The organism is Mesobaculum littorinae, from assembly GCF_004011175.1.
Lineage (GTDB): Bacteria > Pseudomonadota > Alphaproteobacteria > Rhodobacterales > Rhodobacteraceae > Tranquillimonas > Tranquillimonas littorinae.
Window position 1 is genome coordinate 697,781 of sequence record NZ_RQXX01000002.1, and the last position, 14,486, is coordinate 712,266.

10 protein-coding genes are annotated in these 14,486 nt (G+C 68.5%); 7 read left to right on the forward strand and 3 right to left on the reverse strand.

Annotated elements, in window-relative coordinates; translation table 11 throughout:
- Positions 1–222: 222 nt before the first annotated feature.
- A complete protein-coding gene (locus EKE94_RS07985) occupies positions 223–1,473 on the reverse strand; it encodes a hypothetical protein (protein WP_127906059.1) in 1,251 nt (416 codons plus the stop codon).
- Positions 1,474–1,907: 434 nt separating this feature from the next.
- Between EKE94_RS07985 and EKE94_RS07990 the strand changes: the two genes are divergently transcribed.
- On the forward strand, positions 1,908–2,783 hold the full coding sequence (locus EKE94_RS07990; RefSeq protein WP_127906060.1) for a helix-turn-helix domain-containing protein: 876 nt from the start codon (positions 1,908–1,910) through the stop codon (positions 2,781–2,783).
- Between the two features lie 84 nt (positions 2,784–2,867).
- Here EKE94_RS07990 and EKE94_RS07995 read toward each other — a convergent pair whose 3' ends face one another.
- Positions 2,868–5,042, reverse strand: coding sequence for a TonB-dependent siderophore receptor (locus tag EKE94_RS07995; protein ID WP_127906061.1), 2,175 nt, complete (start codon positions 5,040–5,042; stop codon positions 2,868–2,870).
- Between the two features lie 338 nt (positions 5,043–5,380).
- Here EKE94_RS07995 and EKE94_RS08000 point away from each other — a divergent pair, with 338 nt between their 5' ends.
- From EKE94_RS08000 to EKE94_RS08025, 6 genes are all read left to right on the forward strand, one after another.
- Entirely contained in the window at positions 5,381–6,346 is a 966-nt protein-coding gene (locus EKE94_RS08000; protein WP_206615031.1) for an iron-siderophore ABC transporter substrate-binding protein, read from the forward strand.
- Positions 6,343–7,383, forward strand: coding sequence for a FecCD family ABC transporter permease (locus EKE94_RS08005; protein ID WP_407940879.1), 1,041 nt, complete (start codon positions 6,343–6,345; stop codon positions 7,381–7,383). The genes EKE94_RS08000 and EKE94_RS08005 overlap by 4 nt, the downstream gene beginning before the upstream one ends.
- Positions 7,380–8,426, forward strand: a complete 1,047-nt coding sequence (locus EKE94_RS08010) for a FecCD family ABC transporter permease (protein ID WP_235855934.1) — start codon at positions 7,380–7,382, stop codon at positions 8,424–8,426. The genes EKE94_RS08005 and EKE94_RS08010 overlap by 4 nt, the downstream gene beginning before the upstream one ends.
- Entirely contained in the window at positions 8,423–9,244 is an 822-nt protein-coding gene (locus tag EKE94_RS08015; protein WP_127906063.1) for an ABC transporter ATP-binding protein, read from the forward strand. The genes EKE94_RS08010 and EKE94_RS08015 overlap by 4 nt, the downstream gene beginning before the upstream one ends.
- Positions 9,241–10,275: a siderophore-interacting protein gene (locus tag EKE94_RS08020; RefSeq protein WP_127906064.1), complete on the forward strand. Its 1,035-nt coding sequence runs from the start codon at positions 9,241–9,243 to the stop codon at positions 10,273–10,275. The genes EKE94_RS08015 and EKE94_RS08020 overlap by 4 nt, the downstream gene beginning before the upstream one ends.
- A 464-nt stretch (positions 10,276–10,739) precedes the next feature.
- Complete coding sequence (locus tag EKE94_RS08025; protein ID WP_127906065.1) at positions 10,740–12,356, forward strand: FMN-binding glutamate synthase family protein; 1,617 nt, start codon at positions 10,740–10,742, stop codon at positions 12,354–12,356.
- An 887-nt stretch (positions 12,357–13,243) separates the two neighbouring features.
- Here the strand turns inward: EKE94_RS08025 and EKE94_RS08035 are convergent.
- The gene (locus EKE94_RS08035; protein ID WP_127906067.1) at positions 13,244–14,269 is read right to left on the reverse strand and encodes a Hint domain-containing protein; all 1,026 of its coding nucleotides are present in this window, start codon (positions 14,267–14,269) and stop codon (positions 13,244–13,246) included.
- Positions 14,270–14,486 lie beyond the last annotated feature (217 nt).

Sequence of the window (14,486 nt, forward strand, 5' to 3'; positions counted from 1 at the left end):
GCAATGCCAAGCGATCCTGGCCCCACCGGCACGCATCTTGGACCCGAGCCGAACCTCCGACGTCCCCGTGCGCGCGTGTGAGCTTTGCGGGGAAACCACGCTTTCGAGGGGCGGGTTGGAGTGTCCGGTTTGGTGGATCTCGTAAAAGCTTGTTTTATCGCACCCGGCGCAATTTCGGCTTCGGTCATCTGGGCCCAAACTTGATGCGGAGGCAAAAGGAGATCACGCGCTGGTCACCTGATCCATCAGTGCCTGAATACGTGGCGCGAAATCCATCGCCGACAGGGCGGCGCGCCGCGTCGCGGAGATTGGCAGGTGGTGCAGAGCGAAATTAGCCAGTTGCTGATAATCGTCGGACGCTGAAAGCACGATGTGATGAAACCGCGCCTGCCCCCCAAGTGCGCCCGCCAATGCACCATCCGATAGGCTGGACAATAGGGCTGCGCGGAAGACCTCCACGGGGATGTCGTCGGGCGCGGTTATGTCAGGATCCACCGCCTGGACGCGCACCTGAAGGAGCGGGGCGGCATAGTCGCCAAGCGGCGGCGGTTTGGCTCCGAAAATCCATGTCTTCTTCTCTGGAACGACACGTCCTTCATGCAGGCGGCCTATAATCTCCGTGATCCGCGCGGGCATCTGCGCGGTGAGCGAAAACCGCGGCGGCTTTCCCGGTGGGCCACCGCGTCCGGTCAGCCAGCAGACCTGCCCGATGGCCCCGACCTCGACGCTCGGAGCCATGAAGTAGGGCAATTCGAACGCGTCGAAGCTATCCGTGCCGGGCGAAATCGACGTCAGAATGTCGCTTTCTCCTTCCGAGGTGAAGTGACCGGGCGCGGGCACGACATTCGATGCCTGCCCGGCAGGCATGGGCTGTGACAGGTCCAGGCTATCTTCGGTGTCGGCGGGCGCCGCGCCCGGTTCGGGCAAGGCGTCATTGGCCGGCTCGGACCGCAGGCATATCAGGTCGGGGGGGCGCCGCGCGATCCGTGGTGTCGCGGCCTCATCGGCGGGGGTGAGGGATACGACGTAATTGGCAAAGAGCTTCGCGGCCTGTTCCTCGGGCAGGTCGGCGGCCGTCCATTCGATCGCTGTGACCGTGACGTGCCAAGGCCCGGGGGCAAGCTCGATCCATTGGTCGTCCTGTGGCGTGTCGAAGGAGCGATCCTCATTGGGGAGCAAGTCGCCCCCATCGATCAGGACCCGCCCGGTTGAATTGAGGGGAAAGGTCCACGACGCCCCGGCCAGCTGTTTCTCGTCCTCGGTCAGTCCCTCGGTGGTCAGGCGAATGGCATAGCCGCCATCACCCCCCGTACACCAGGCGACCATATGCTCCGCGCCGCTGACATGTTGCCAAACCGCAGGAGTGTCGTACCAATCGATGGGCCAAGTCGCCGCGTAGCCAAGCGTTTCGGGGTCGAAAATAAAGAAATGGGCGACATCGGTGCCAAGGCTCAGTTTTCGGTTGAATGACATAGCGCGGCGACCCTCCAGATAGCGGCCCGTTTTGAACGGATACGCCCCAATTGGCTTGGCGTTGGAATGACTCTGCAAGTGTTTTGCGCGGGGCTATCCTGAACGCCGAGAGTTGATTGCAAACGACTTTTCCCAAGTTAACGAAATTAGGTCACGGTGCAGCAATTTTTCAAATAGGCGCTCTGCGGATCCGCGCCGAAGTGCGCAGGAACGGCAGCTTCACTTTTGGAAATGCGATTCCGGTCGGCGAGCTGACAGGAGGGCAGCTTGTGTCCGACACCTGACATCGGCCCGGGCGTCCGGCTTCGGCCACCTTGTTTCGGGGCGGGGACGGGGGCATACATCGGCGCGGAACCGGGAGGGATGCCAGACGAAGGGGACGCGTCGCGTCCCGCAGGCATGGTCCCGGGAATTTGACGCGGAGACGGCCCGCCATGGGGTATAGTCACGACTTCACCGGGCTGACCGAGAAGATCCACCCCCTGGCGCCCGTCCAGTGGCGGCAGTTCGCCAACACGCTGGTCGCGCACTGGCAGGCTGCGGGCGATCGCGGGGCCACCGGGCAATATGTCTCGGCCAACCCACGGATCAGCATCTTCTTCGATGACATGAGCTCGATCTCCGCGATCACCGATCTTGGCACCCGGCGGCTGGCCCGCGCGATCTTCGTGCCGGCGGGGATGGAGCTGCGCACCTGCTTCTCCAGGGAGCTGAGCTTTGCGCATCTCGACATTCACATCGATCACGCCTGGGCCCTGCGGCTGCTGTCGGGGGCGTTGCGCAGGCCCGCCGCGCTAAACATCCTCGGCCGCCCGTTCGAGCGGCACGATGCAGCGGAGCTCGAACCGCTGGCGGGCCTTTTGCTGGGGGAGGTCCGCGGGCCGTCACGCCACCCGCTTTTTGCCGAGAACCTTGTCAGTTGCCTGTTGTCGGGCCTTCTGGACCTGGAGGATGCCGAGCAGGCGCCCGAGGATGCGCGCCTGACCTCCGCCCAGATGCGCAAGGTCCGGCTGCGGTTCGACGCGGCCCACGGGCGGCGCCTGAGCACGGCGCAGATGGCGGGGGCGGTGAACCTGTCGGAAAGCTGGTTTTCGCTGGTCTTCCGAAACACCACCGGCCTTTCCCCGTACCAGTGGCAACTGACCCGGCGGATCGAGCAGGCGCAGCAGCTTCTGGCCGACACGGACCTGACCGTGGCCAACATCGCCGACCGTCTGGGGTTCTCGGATCAGGCCCACCTGACAAAGGTGTTCAGCCGGCGCGTGGGCGCCACGCCGGCCAGTTGGCGGCGCGACAGGCAAAGCCCGTGACACGCGCGCCCGGGCGCCTGCGTCCCTGCCGCCGCCGGTCCCGGTTCCGGTCCCGGTTTCGGCCGCGGCAGGGACGGGGTGCGATCACCAGCTTCGGCGCAGGGCCGCGGTGATCGTTCTGCCGGTGTTGTAGTAGTCCGACGTGCCGCGCCCGACGACGTATTGTTCGTCGAAGAGGTTGTTGACGTTGACCTGCAGATCGGTGTTCGGCGCAAGCTCGGTGGTGAAGGATGCGTCGAGATAGTATTGCTCGTCGCTTTCGCCGTTATTGTTGTAGGCGTTGAAGTGGTAGGCGCCCACGTAGCGCGCCCCCAGCCCGATCGACGTATTGCCCAGCGGACCCGTCTCCGGCAGCTCGTAGGTCAGCCAGAGCGAGGCGAGGTGGTTCGGGACCGAGGCGAATTCGTTGCCGTCCACGGATACGCCGCGGACGTTGCCACGGACGAATTCGGGCGCCTGGTAGCTGTAGCCACCGAACAGCGTCAGCCCCGCGGCAAGCTCGGCCCGCGCCTCGACCTCCAGCCCGCGGACCCGCGATTCACCGATGGTCTGCCGCTCGATCACGCCGTTATCCAGCACCACCGGCACCACGACGTTCTGCTTGGTCAGGTCATAGACCGACGCGGTGACCAGCGCGTTGGTGCCGGCGGGCTGGTATTTGACCCCGACCTCGTATTGTTCGCCCCGCTCCGGGTCGGTCCCGATCGAGGGCGGCGCCACGGATTCGACGTAGCTGGCATAGGCCGACACCTCGTCGGTCACCTTGTAGGTCAGCGCCGCGCGATACGAGGTTTCCGAGAAGTCGGCCGCCTCCCGGGTCCCCGCGACAAGATCGGTCGTCTCGATATCCAGCCAGTCGTGGCGGATGCCGCCGGTCGCGATCAGCCGGTCCGAGAAGGACAGGTTCTGCTGCACGAACAGCGATTTGGTGGTGAAATCGCTTTCGTCCCGGGTATCGGGGGTGATGCCCGTGGGCGCGCCCGTGTAGACCGGGTTGGCGACGTCGATCGGCGTGTACCGGGCGTAGAAGGACGACCTGGTGGTCGACGCGTCGCGGAACTCGATCCCCGCCAGCGTGCTGCTGTCGACGGTTCCGAGCCGCGTGTCGTATTGCAGGATGGCGTTGCCGATCAGCTCTTCGGCGGTGCTCTCGCCGCCGTAATAGTCGCGGTTGACCAGCGTTCCGATCCGATCCGCGGTGTCGGACAGGTAGACGTAGCCGAAATCGTCGCTCAGATCGCTGTAACGCAGGTTGGCGTTCAGCCGCAGGCCGTTGTCGAAGTCGTGCCTGAGGCTGGCCGACACCGTGGGACGTTCGACGTTTTGGTAGTTGAACTCGGGCTCGCCGAAGAACCGGTCGCGGTCGTAAAGCCGGTCCAGCGGGTAGCCCCCGCTGTTGGGGGTCGCGTCGCGCCGCAGGTAGTCGATCGTAAAGCTCAGCTCGGTCGCGCTGGTCGGCGCCCAGGCGACAGAGCCCAGGAAGAACCGCGCGTCATCCTGCGAGGTGTCGTATTCCAGTTCCGCGTCCTGCACCTTGCCGACCACGCGATAGGCCAGCGTGCCCTCTTCGTTCAGAAGGTCCCCGAAATCGAACCCGATCTCGGCATGATCATGCGTGCCGAAAGATCCGTAGACCTCGCCCGAGCGTTCGAACCGCGGCGTCTTCGTCACGAAGTTCAGCGTGCCGCCGGGGTCCGATGTGCCGAAGAGGGTCGAGTTTCCGCCCTTGACGACCTCGACCCGTTCGAAGGCGTAGGGCTCTTCGCGCACGCCGCGCATCGAGCCCAGCGTCAGCCCGTCGCGGTAGGTCGAGGCCTGGAACCCCCGCACGAGGTAGTAGTCGTTGCGGTCGTCGGTGCCGTAATAGTCGGTGGTGACGCCGGGGGTGTATTCCAGAACGTCCTCGACCTTGTCTGCGTTGCGCAGCTCGATCTCCTTCTGCGTTACGACCGATACCGTGGCGGGCGTGTCCAGCACGCTCGTCGCCACCTTGCCGCCGGTCCAGAGCTCGGTTGCGATGGTCGAGGCGGCGTCGTCGTCGGGTTCGACGCTGGCGTCGATGAAGATCGTGCCCAGCCGGTAGAAGTCCGAGCTGCCGTCCTCCTGCGCCGCGGCCTGGCCCGTGTCTTGGCCCGCATCCTGCGCGATGGCGGCCAGCGGAAAAGCCACCAGGGCGGTGCAGCCCAGGGCCAGGGCGCCGGCCCGTCCGCGGCGGCGGGCGTGGTCGGACGCGGGGATCGGTGTCGGGGGCTGCTGCATGTCGATGCTCCATTCGTGTGACGTGACCGAGATGCCTCTGCGCGGCCCCGCGGTGCGTGGTTGCTGCGGCCTTGCCATGGCGTGGGCCTCACTGGGGGGGCGGGCGTTCCTGCGGCCGACCTGAGGCGCCGACTAAGTCAGAATTCGCCCGGTGTGTATTGGATAAATTGACTGTTTTTGTAAGACTCTCTGGAAATCTGACAAAAACCGACAGATATTGGGCACGAAGCCGCTGCAGCAGCTTGACGGGTCTTCGGCGGCGGGCATAAGCGAAGCCTGCCGCAGCCGGTGGGGTATCAACGTGGAGCTTCCTCATGTCATTGTTTCGATGTGGAAAAATGGGCGTCTTGGCCTGGAGTGCCTGGATGCTTGGCGCGCCTTCGGCCGGTGCGCAGGAGTTTCCCGTGACCGTGCAGCATGCCTTCGGCACGACGACCGTTTCGGCGCAGCCCGACCGAGTGGCGACCGTGGCCTGGGCCAATCACGAGGTTCCGCTGGCCCTGGGCATCGTTCCGGTGGGCTTTGCGCGCGCAAATTTCGGCGACGATGACGGCGACGGCCTGCTGCCCTGGGTAGCGGAGCGGCTGGATGAGCTTGGGGCCGAGGCGCCGCCACTGTTCGACGAAGGCGACGGGATCGACTTCGAGGCAGTCGCCGCGATCCGACCCGACATCATCCTCGCCGCCTATTCCGGGCTGGACCGCGCGGAGTACGACACCCTGAGCAAGATCGCCCCGGTAATCCCCTATCGCGACGGGCCGTGGTCCACCGGGTGGCGCGAGATGATCCGCCTGAATGCCACGGGCCTCGGCCGCGCCGAGGAGGGCGAGGCGCTGATTGCCGATATCGAGGCGCAGATCGCCGAAACCGTCGCGCAGGTGCCCGAGCTTCAGGGCAAGCGGGCGATGTTCCTGACCCATCTCGACGTGCGCGACCTGAGCGTGGTCCGCTTCTACTCGGCCAACGACACGCGGGTGCGGTTTCTCGCGGATCTGGGCCTGCGCTCGCCCCGCGCGGTCGAGGAGGCGACAGCCCCCGGCAGCTACTCCGGCGAGATCAGCGCCGAGCGGCTGGATGTCTTCGAGGATGTGGACATCGTCGTGACCTATGGCGGGCAGGCGCTGTTCGACCGGCTGCGCCAGAACCTCCTGATGTCGCGCATGGGCACGGTCGAGGATGGTGCCGTCGTCCTTCTGGGCAATGATCCCGTGGGGACGGCCGCGAACCCGACGCCCCTGTCGATCCCCTGGGTGCTTGAGGACTATGTCGCGGACCTCGCCGACGCGGCCCGCAAATCGGAATGATGGCGGCGGGTGCGCCCCGGGCCGCGGTGGTGGCCCTGCGCCGGCGACGCCGCGGCCGGGTCGCCACGCTGGCCGGCGTCGGGGCGATGCTGGCGCTGGCCTGCGTGCTGTCTGTCAGCCTGGGCACGCGCAGCGTCGGCTGGGCCGATATCGGCGCGGGCCTTCTGGGTCGCACGGACACGATGGCCCAGGCGGTCGTGGCCGTGCGGGTGCCGCGCACGCTGCTGGCCTGCCTCGCGGGGGCGGCGCTGGGACTGGCGGGCGCGGTGATGCAGGGGATCACGCGAAACCCGCTGGCCGATCCCGGCATCCTGGGCGTGAACGCGGGCGCGGCGATGGCCGTGGTGATCGGCATCGCGTGGTTCGGCATGGCGACACTGTCGGCCTTTATCTGGACGGCGATCCTGGGCGCCGGGGCGGCGGCATGCTTCGTCTACGTCATCGGCTCGCTGGGACCCGGGGGCGCGACCCCGCTGAAGATGGCGCTTGCCGGAGCGGCGACCACGATCGCCACCTCGTCCTTCACGGTCGCCATCCTGCTGCCGCGCAACGACATCGCGGGCGGCGTCCGGTCCTGGCAGGTGGGGGGCGTCGGCGGCGCGGCATTCGATGCGATGTTGCCTTGCCTGCCGGTCCTGGCGGCCGGGCTGGTCCTCTGCCTGATGTCGGCGCGCGGCCTCAACCTGCTGGCCATGGGCGACGACGCCGCGGCCGGGCTGGGCGCCGGCATTGCCCGGACACGGGCGTTGGCGGCGCTGGGCGCGGTGCTGCTGTGCGGCGCGACCACGGCGATCTGCGGGCCGATTGGCTTCGTCGGCTTGGTCGTGCCGCATCTCTGCCGGCTTCTGGTCGGGGTGGACCACAGGTGGCTTCTGCCGTTTTCGGCCCTGACCGGGGCGATCCTGCTGATCCTGTCGGACGTCGCGGGCCGGATCGTCGCCCGCCCGTCCGAGATGGACGTGGGCATCGTCACGGCCTTCCTCGGGGCGCCGGTCTTCATCTGGATCGTGCGCAGGCGCCGGGTGCGGGACCTGTGACCGGCGCCGTCCCCCCATCCACCGCCGCGCGGATCGCCGGGCTGCGCGCGGCGCGGCACAGGCATCGCGGGCGCCGGATCGCGGCGATGCTGGCGCTGGTGGTCGCGGGCGTCGCGCTGACCCTGGTGACGGGGCCCAGCCTGACGCCGCCGCTCGACGTGCTGCGGGTGCTGGCGGGGCAGGAGGTGCCGGGCGCGGGCTTTGCCGTGCTGGACCTGCGCCTGCCGCGTGCCACCCTGTCGATCCTCGCGGGCATGAGCTTTGGTCTGGGCGGCGCGGTCTTCCAGACGCTGCTGCGCAATGCGCTGGCCAGCCCCGACATCATCGGCATCAGCGCCGGCGCCAGCGCGGCGGCGGTTCTCGCCATCGTCGTTCTGGGATGGAGCGGGGCGGCGGTGTCGCTGCTGGCCGTGGCAGCCGGGCTGCTGGTGGCGCTGCTGATCTTCGGGCTGGCGTGGCGGGACGGACTTGCCGGGGCGCGGCTGATCCTGATCGGCATCGGCATTTCGGCCATGCTCGACAGCATGATCGCCTATGTCCTGTCGCGCGCCCCAGCGTGGAGCCTGCAGGACGCCCTGCGCTGGCTGACGGGCAGCGTGAACGGCGCGACGCTGGGACAGGTCTGGCCGCTCGCCTTGGCGCTGATGCTCCTGGGCGGGGTTCTGCTGCTGCGGCGCGCCAACCTCGAGGCGCTGCGCCTGGGCGATGACGCCGCGGCGGCGCTGGGCGTGCCGATCGCGCGGGAAAAGCTGGTCACCGTGATGGCCGCGGTGGGGCTGATCGCGGTGGCCACGGCCGTCGCGGGCCCGGTTTCGTTCGTGGCCTTCCTCTCGGGCCCCATCGCCCGGCGCATCGCCGGTGCGGGCCGCTCGCCGCTGATCGCCGCGGCGCTGGTCGGCGCGCTTCTGGTGCTGCTGGGCGATTATGTCGGGCAGCATCTTCTGCCTGCGCGGTATCCCGTGGGTGTCGTGACCGGTGCGCTTGGGGCGCCTTATCTCATCTATCTCATCATCCTGTCGCATCGAACGGGGAGGCCCGCATGACAAGGCTCGCCGCCGAAGGGCTTTCGGCCGGGTATGGCCAGACCCCGATCCTGCGCGACCTGACGCTCAAGGTGCCGACCGGGGCGATCACCGCCATCGTCGGCGCGAATGCCTGTGGCAAGTCCACCCTGCTGCGCTGCATGTCCCGGCTGTTGCGGCCCTCCGCGGGCCGGGTCGTGCTGGACGGTCGGCCGGTGCAGGGCATTCCGACCCGCGCGCTGGCGCGCGAGCTGGGTATGCTGCCGCAGTCGCCGATCGCGCCGGACGGGATCACGGTGGCGGACCTCGTCAGCCACGGACGGCATCCGCATCAGGGGCCGCTGTCGCGGTGGACCGCCGCCGACGATGCCGCGGTCGCCACCGCGCTCGAGGCGACGCGGATCGTCGATCTCGCCGACCGAGACGTCGATCAGCTGTCCGGCGGTCAGCGGCAGAGGGTGTGGATCGCCATGGCGCTTGCGCAGGAGACCGACGTCCTGCTGCTGGACGAACCGACGACGTTCCTCGATATCGCCCACCAGGTCGAGATCCTCGATCTGCTGGTCGACCTGAACCAGTCCCGCGGCACGACTATCGTCATGGTCCTGCATGACCTCAACCTTGCCGCGCGCTACGCCGATCACCTGATCGCGGTCCGCGCGGGGCGGGTCCACGCCGCAGGGCACCCCGACACCGTGTTGACCGAAGACACCGTGCGCCAGGTCTTCGGCGTCGCCTGCCGTATCCTGCCCGACCCCACCTCGGGCCGGCCGATGATGCTGCCGCTGGGGCGCCACCGCACGACCGCCGACCCCTCGCACCGAAAGGACGCGCCATGACCCGGACCTCCAATGCCTCGGCAACCTTTGCCGGGCCCCTGCCACCGGACCTGCTGCCGCAGATCGCGGGCTTTGCGCAGGACGTCGATCTTCATGTCGTCCGCTCGGACACCGCACTTCGCCTCGCGGCCCCGCGTGCGCGGATCGACTTGGCCGTCGCGCCCGCATCGCTGGCCGTCCGCGTTGAGGCCGAGGATATCTCGGTCCTGCACATGATGCGCGACTACCTGCTTTACTTGCTGGACCAAGCCGCGCCGGGGCTGGCCTCGGGCGAGGACTGGCAGGGCGACATCCTGCGCAATCGGCTGCCGCCGAATTTCTGCACCGCGACGGTGCGCAGCGTCCGGCGTGTGGCGCCCCGCTTCCTGCGGGTCGAGCTGGAATGTGCCGAAACCGGCAGGCTGGCGCGCGAGCCGGGCATGCATTTCGCGCTGCTTCTCCCGCCGCGGGGCCGGGAACCAGTCTGGCCGCGGCTGGACGGGGCGGGCCGGACCGTGCTGCCCGAGGGGGCCGACCGGCTGCACCGCGCGGCCTATACCTTTGTCGATCTCGACCCCGACCGCGGCCGCTTCACCTTCGACGTCTTCGAACACGAGGGCGGGCGCACGACCGCCTGGGCCCGAACGGCCGAAGCGGGCGAGGTCGTGGGCATCACCGGGCCCGGCAGCGGCGACCTTCCGCCGGGGCGCGACGTGCTGATCGCCGGTGACGAGACGGCGCTGCCCGCGATCCGCTGGATCCTGGCCGCGTCGCCGGCCGACCGGCGCGGCCGCGCCTTTGTCGAGGTCGGGACCGCGGCCGAGATCTGCGACATGCAGCGGCCCGAGGGCGTCACGATGACATGGCTGAGGCGGGATCGGGGGGAGGGGCTGTGGGATGTCCTCTCGACGGCGGACCTGCCCGGCGGGCCCGACCGCTATGTCTGGGTCGCGGGGGAGAAACAGCTGCTGCGCAAGGCAAAGTTGCGGTTCAGGACCACGCTGGGGCTTGGCGCCAAGGAAGGCTATTTCGCCCATTACTGGGAGGCCTGAGGGCGACATTTCCCAAGCCATCCAATGGCTCCGGGCACGCCTGCGCCGCGTTTCGCGCCTTATGGCGGCCGGGACGCCATTGGCGGCGCGGGTCGCGGACAGGCCGAAGACCCGCCCCCCTGCGCGCGCGAGGGTCCCGGGGGGTGGCCGCCCGTAATCCGGTGGTATCGTAGCCCAGGACCCCGGGCCCAGAACCCCGGGCCCCGGCGTTGCGGTGCCGGGCGCCGGCGGGGGCTTTCGCCGCGCCGATCCGCTCTTTCCCCTATTTAATCGGCCGTTGACGCCGGGCGCGCGGGATCTTCATGGCCGGTCGCGGGGTTGGGGACGGCGGCAGGACCGACGGCACGAATGGTTGAGAAATCGGGACGGGTCTGGCCTAAGGGGACGGGCGCGGCGCACCTCGTGCCGCGGAACCGGCGCCGCGCGAAAGGGGCCGGGAGGTCCGATGGGGAAGGGATGACATCATGGCATACAGCACGCTGGAACGGACGACGCGGTTCGGGGTCTTCGGCGCGGCGGCCGTGCTGGCCGTGGGGTCGGCTGCGGCGCTGCTCTGGACCGGGTGGATGGCGATCCCGCTGATCCTCTTCGGTGCGCTGACGCTGCTGGGCTGCTGGGACCTGCTGCAGAAACGCCATTCGATCCTGCGCAACTACCCTGTCATCGGGCACATGCGGTTCCTCTTCGAAGGCATCCGCCCGGAAATCCGGCAGTACCTGATCGAAAGCGATCAGGACGAAGAACCCTTCAGCCGCGAGGATCGCAGCCTTGTCTACCAGCGCGCCAAGGGGGTCGAGGACAGCCGCCCCTTCGGAACCCGGCGGCATGTCTACAACGCGGGCTACCAGTGGCTGACCCATTCGATCCAGGCCCGGCACCTGGCCGACCACAATTTCCGTGTGACGATCGGCGGGCCGGACTGCCGCAAGCCCTATTCGGCCTCGGTCTACAACATCTCGGCGATGAGCTTCGGCTCGCTCTCGGCCAACGCGATCTCGGCGCTGAACCGGGGCGCGCAGGCGGGCGGCTTTGCGCATGACACGGGCGAGGGCGGGATCAGCCGGTATCACCGCGAGGGCGGGGGCCCCCTGATCTGGGAGATCGGGTCGGGCTATTTCGGCTGCCGCACCGACGAGGGGCGGTTCGACCCCGACAAGTTTGCCGAACAGGCCGCCGACGAACAGGTCAAGATGATCGAGATCAAGCTCAGCCAGGGCGCAAAGCCCGGCCATGGCGGCGTGCTTCCGGCCTCGAAGATCTCGGAAGAGATCGCCGAGGCGCGTGGCGTGCCGATGGGGCGGGACTGCGTCTCGCCGCCGTCACACTCGGCCTTCGACACGCCTGTGGGGCTGTGCCGCTTCATCGGCCAGCTGCGCGATCTGTCGGGCGGCAAGCCGGTGGGGTTTAAGCTGTGCATCGGGCATCGGCGAGAGTTCATGTGCATCGTCAAGGCGATGCTGGAAACCGGGATCGCGCCGGATTTCATCGTGGTCGATGGCAAGGAGGGTGGCACCGGGGCCGCGCCGGTCGAGTTCACCAACCATGTGGGCATGCCGATGGTCGAGGGGTTGACCTTTGTGCACAACACCCTGCGCGGGGCAGGGCTGCGCGACCGCATCCGCATCGGGGCGGCGGGCAAGATCGTCACCGCCTTCGACATCGCACGGGCGCTTGCGATCGGGGCGGACTGGACGAATTCGGCCCGCGGGTTCATGTTTTCGGTCGGGTGCATCCAGGCGCAGGCCTGTCACACCAACGAATGCCCGGTGGGCGTGGCCACGCAGGACGCCGTGCGCCAGCGGGCGCTGGTCGTGCCCGACAAAGCCGAGCGCGTGCGGCGGTTCCATGAGAACACGATGAAGGCGCTGGCTGAGATGACCGGTGCGGCGGGGCTGAACCACCCGGCCGAATTCCTGCCGCGTCACTTCATGGCGCGGGAAAAGGACAACGAGATGGTGACCGGCGACGAGGCCTGGCCCTACCTGCCCGAAGGGTTCCTGGTGCAGGAGCAGGCCGACGATTTCGGCTATCTCGCCCGCTGGCACCGCGCCCGGGCCGACAGCTTTGTCCCCGTGGACTGACACGGGCTGTTGCCCCGGGCGGCTGCCACGGGCAGCCAGCGTAGCCGCCTGCCACGGCGCGAAATCCCGGTGTCGCGCGGCACTGCTTGCGCGACACCGTAGGCCGAAGGACACTCTACGCCGTGAGCCGTGAGCCGTGAGCCGTGAGCCGTGAGCCGTGAGCCGTGAGCCGTGAGCCGTGAGCCGTGAGCCGTGAGCCGTGAGCCGTGAGCCGTGAGCCGTGAGCCGTGAGCCGTGAGCCGTGAGCCGTGAGCCGTGAGCCGTGAGCCGTGAGCCGTGAGCCGTGAGCCGTGAGCCGTGAGCCGTGAGCCGTGAGCCGTGAGCCGTGAGCCGTGAGCCGTGAGCCGTGAGCCGTGAGCCGTGAGCCGTGAGCCGTGAGCCGTGAGCCGTGAGCCGTGAGCCGTGAGCCGTGAGCCGTGAGCCGTGAGCCGTGAGCCGTGAGCCGTGAGCCGTGAGCCGTGAGCCGTGAGCCGTGAGCCGTGAGCCGTGAGCCGTGAGCCGTGAGCCGTGAGCCGTGAGCCGTGAGCCGTGAGCCGTGAGCCGTGAGCCGTGAGCCGTGAGCCGTGAGCCGTGAGCCGTGAGCCGTGAGCCGTGAGCCGTGAGCCGTGAGCCGTGAGCCGTGAGCCGTGAGCCGTGAGCCGTGAGCCGTGAGCCGTGAGCCGTGAGCCGTGAGCCGTGAGCCGTGAGCCGTGAGCCGTGAGCCGTGAGCCGTGAGCCGTGAGCCGTGAGCCGTGAGCCGTGAGCCGTGAGCCGTGAGCCGTGAGCCGTGAGCCGTGAGCCGTGAGCCGTGAGCCGTGAGCCGTGAGCCGTGAGCCGAGGAACAGAGGCAAAGCGGCGGCGCGGGGCACGCGTGCTACAACACGGCCCGGCGAGGCCGCGGACCGCGCCTAGCCCGAGGAGGCGCGGCGCAGCAGATCCACCGTGTCGCGACCGCGCAGCGTGCCTTCGCCCAGCTCGACGCCCATCCGCCCCGCGGCCGAGGCGTCGGTCGCCGGAAGCGCCTCGCGCAGTTCGGCGGGCAGGGTGGCGCTGGTGGTTGGGTCGACCATCAGGCTTTCGGCGGCGATGCCCTCGGCATAGATGATCTCGTGTCGGTCGAAGAGCAGCTGAAAGTAATCGACGAAGCCGCCGTCGGTGCGGGTGACGGTGTCGCCGTTGACCAGGTACTTGGCCTTCACAAGCACCTCGGCCCGTCCCGCCCGGACAGCATCGTGACGCTGGTAGACGAAGAGCCGGTGGTTGGGGCTGACGATCAGGTCGCCCGCGTTGTTCAGCGCGCCCGCGGCGATGCGGATTGGGGCAAAGTCGCCCGAGGCGCGCACTGTCTGCTGGCCGATCCAGCGGACCTTCTGCACGCCGTGATCGCGCGTCAGGACCGCATCGCCGGGTTGCAGATCCTCGATCGGGACCTGCCGGCCCGACCCCATGGTGATGTGCGTGCCGCGGGTAAAGGACACGCAGGCGGTTTCCGCGAACCGGGCCCGGGCCGTTCGGGTGTCGATGCTGACCAGCGCGTAGGTCTGTTTCTGCAGGATCTTTGCCAGCGGAAACAGCCAGGTCCCGGCGATCATCCCCTCGTCGTCGGTTTCGACGAACACCAACGCCTCGACCGTGCGGCCGTCGGGTGACATGAAGGTCAGGCAGCAATCCAAGTGTATCTCGGACCCGGGGCTCCCGCACTCGGTCGCGGGCGAAACCGTCAGCCCGTCGCCGCGCGGCGTCTGCATCGTGTGGACCGACAGGCGGCGCCGCTTCGACCGGGGGGCGAGGGTATACACGTCTCCGGCGATCAGGTCCGCGGCATCGGTCACCGGATCGCCCAGGTTGGCACCGTCGATCACGGTAAAGCAGGCCGCGTCATAGACCGGCAGGGACTGGGCGGGGTCGGCCGCATCGGGAAACTTGTCACGCATCGACACACACTCACCTCGGGCGCGGCGGGGCCCAAGGGCGGCCCCCGGGGCCGTGTCACGGCCGGAAAGCCGGGCGACGGGCCCACCGCGAAGATAGGTATACCTAGGGTCAGCAAGGCCGCTGCGTCAATCGTCACGGGCCGGTCGGGCCCGGGACGTCCGGGAATTTTGCCCGATGTGGAAACGATCTACAGCGAACGGCCAATTTGGTTCCGAA

Bases quoted from the DNA above. Each gene is read 5' to 3' on its own strand.
- EKE94_RS08015 (WP_127906063.1), top strand. From the start codon at position 8,423: ATGACAAGGCTCGCCGCCGAAGGGCTTTCGGCCGGGTATGGCCAGACC.
- EKE94_RS08025 (WP_127906065.1), top strand. From the start codon at position 10,740: ATGGCATACAGCACGCTGGAACGGACGACGCGGTTCGGGGTCTTCGGC.
- EKE94_RS08035 (WP_127906067.1), bottom strand. From the start codon at position 14,269: ATGCGTGACAAGTTTCCCGATGCGGCCGACCCCGCCCAGTCCCTGCCG.
- EKE94_RS07990 (WP_127906060.1), top strand. From the start codon at position 1,908: ATGGGGTATAGTCACGACTTCACCGGGCTGACCGAGAAGATCCACCCC.
- EKE94_RS08020 (WP_127906064.1), top strand. From the start codon at position 9,241: ATGACCCGGACCTCCAATGCCTCGGCAACCTTTGCCGGGCCCCTGCCA.
- EKE94_RS08000 (WP_206615031.1), top strand. From the start codon at position 5,381: ATGGGCGTCTTGGCCTGGAGTGCCTGGATGCTTGGCGCGCCTTCGGCC.
- EKE94_RS08005 (WP_407940879.1), top strand. From the start codon at position 6,343: ATGATGGCGGCGGGTGCGCCCCGGGCCGCGGTGGTGGCCCTGCGCCGG.
- EKE94_RS07995 (WP_127906061.1), bottom strand. From the start codon at position 5,042: ATGCAGCAGCCCCCGACACCGATCCCCGCGTCCGACCACGCCCGCCGC.
- EKE94_RS07985 (WP_127906059.1), bottom strand. From the start codon at position 1,473: ATGTCATTCAACCGAAAACTGAGCCTTGGCACCGATGTCGCCCATTTC.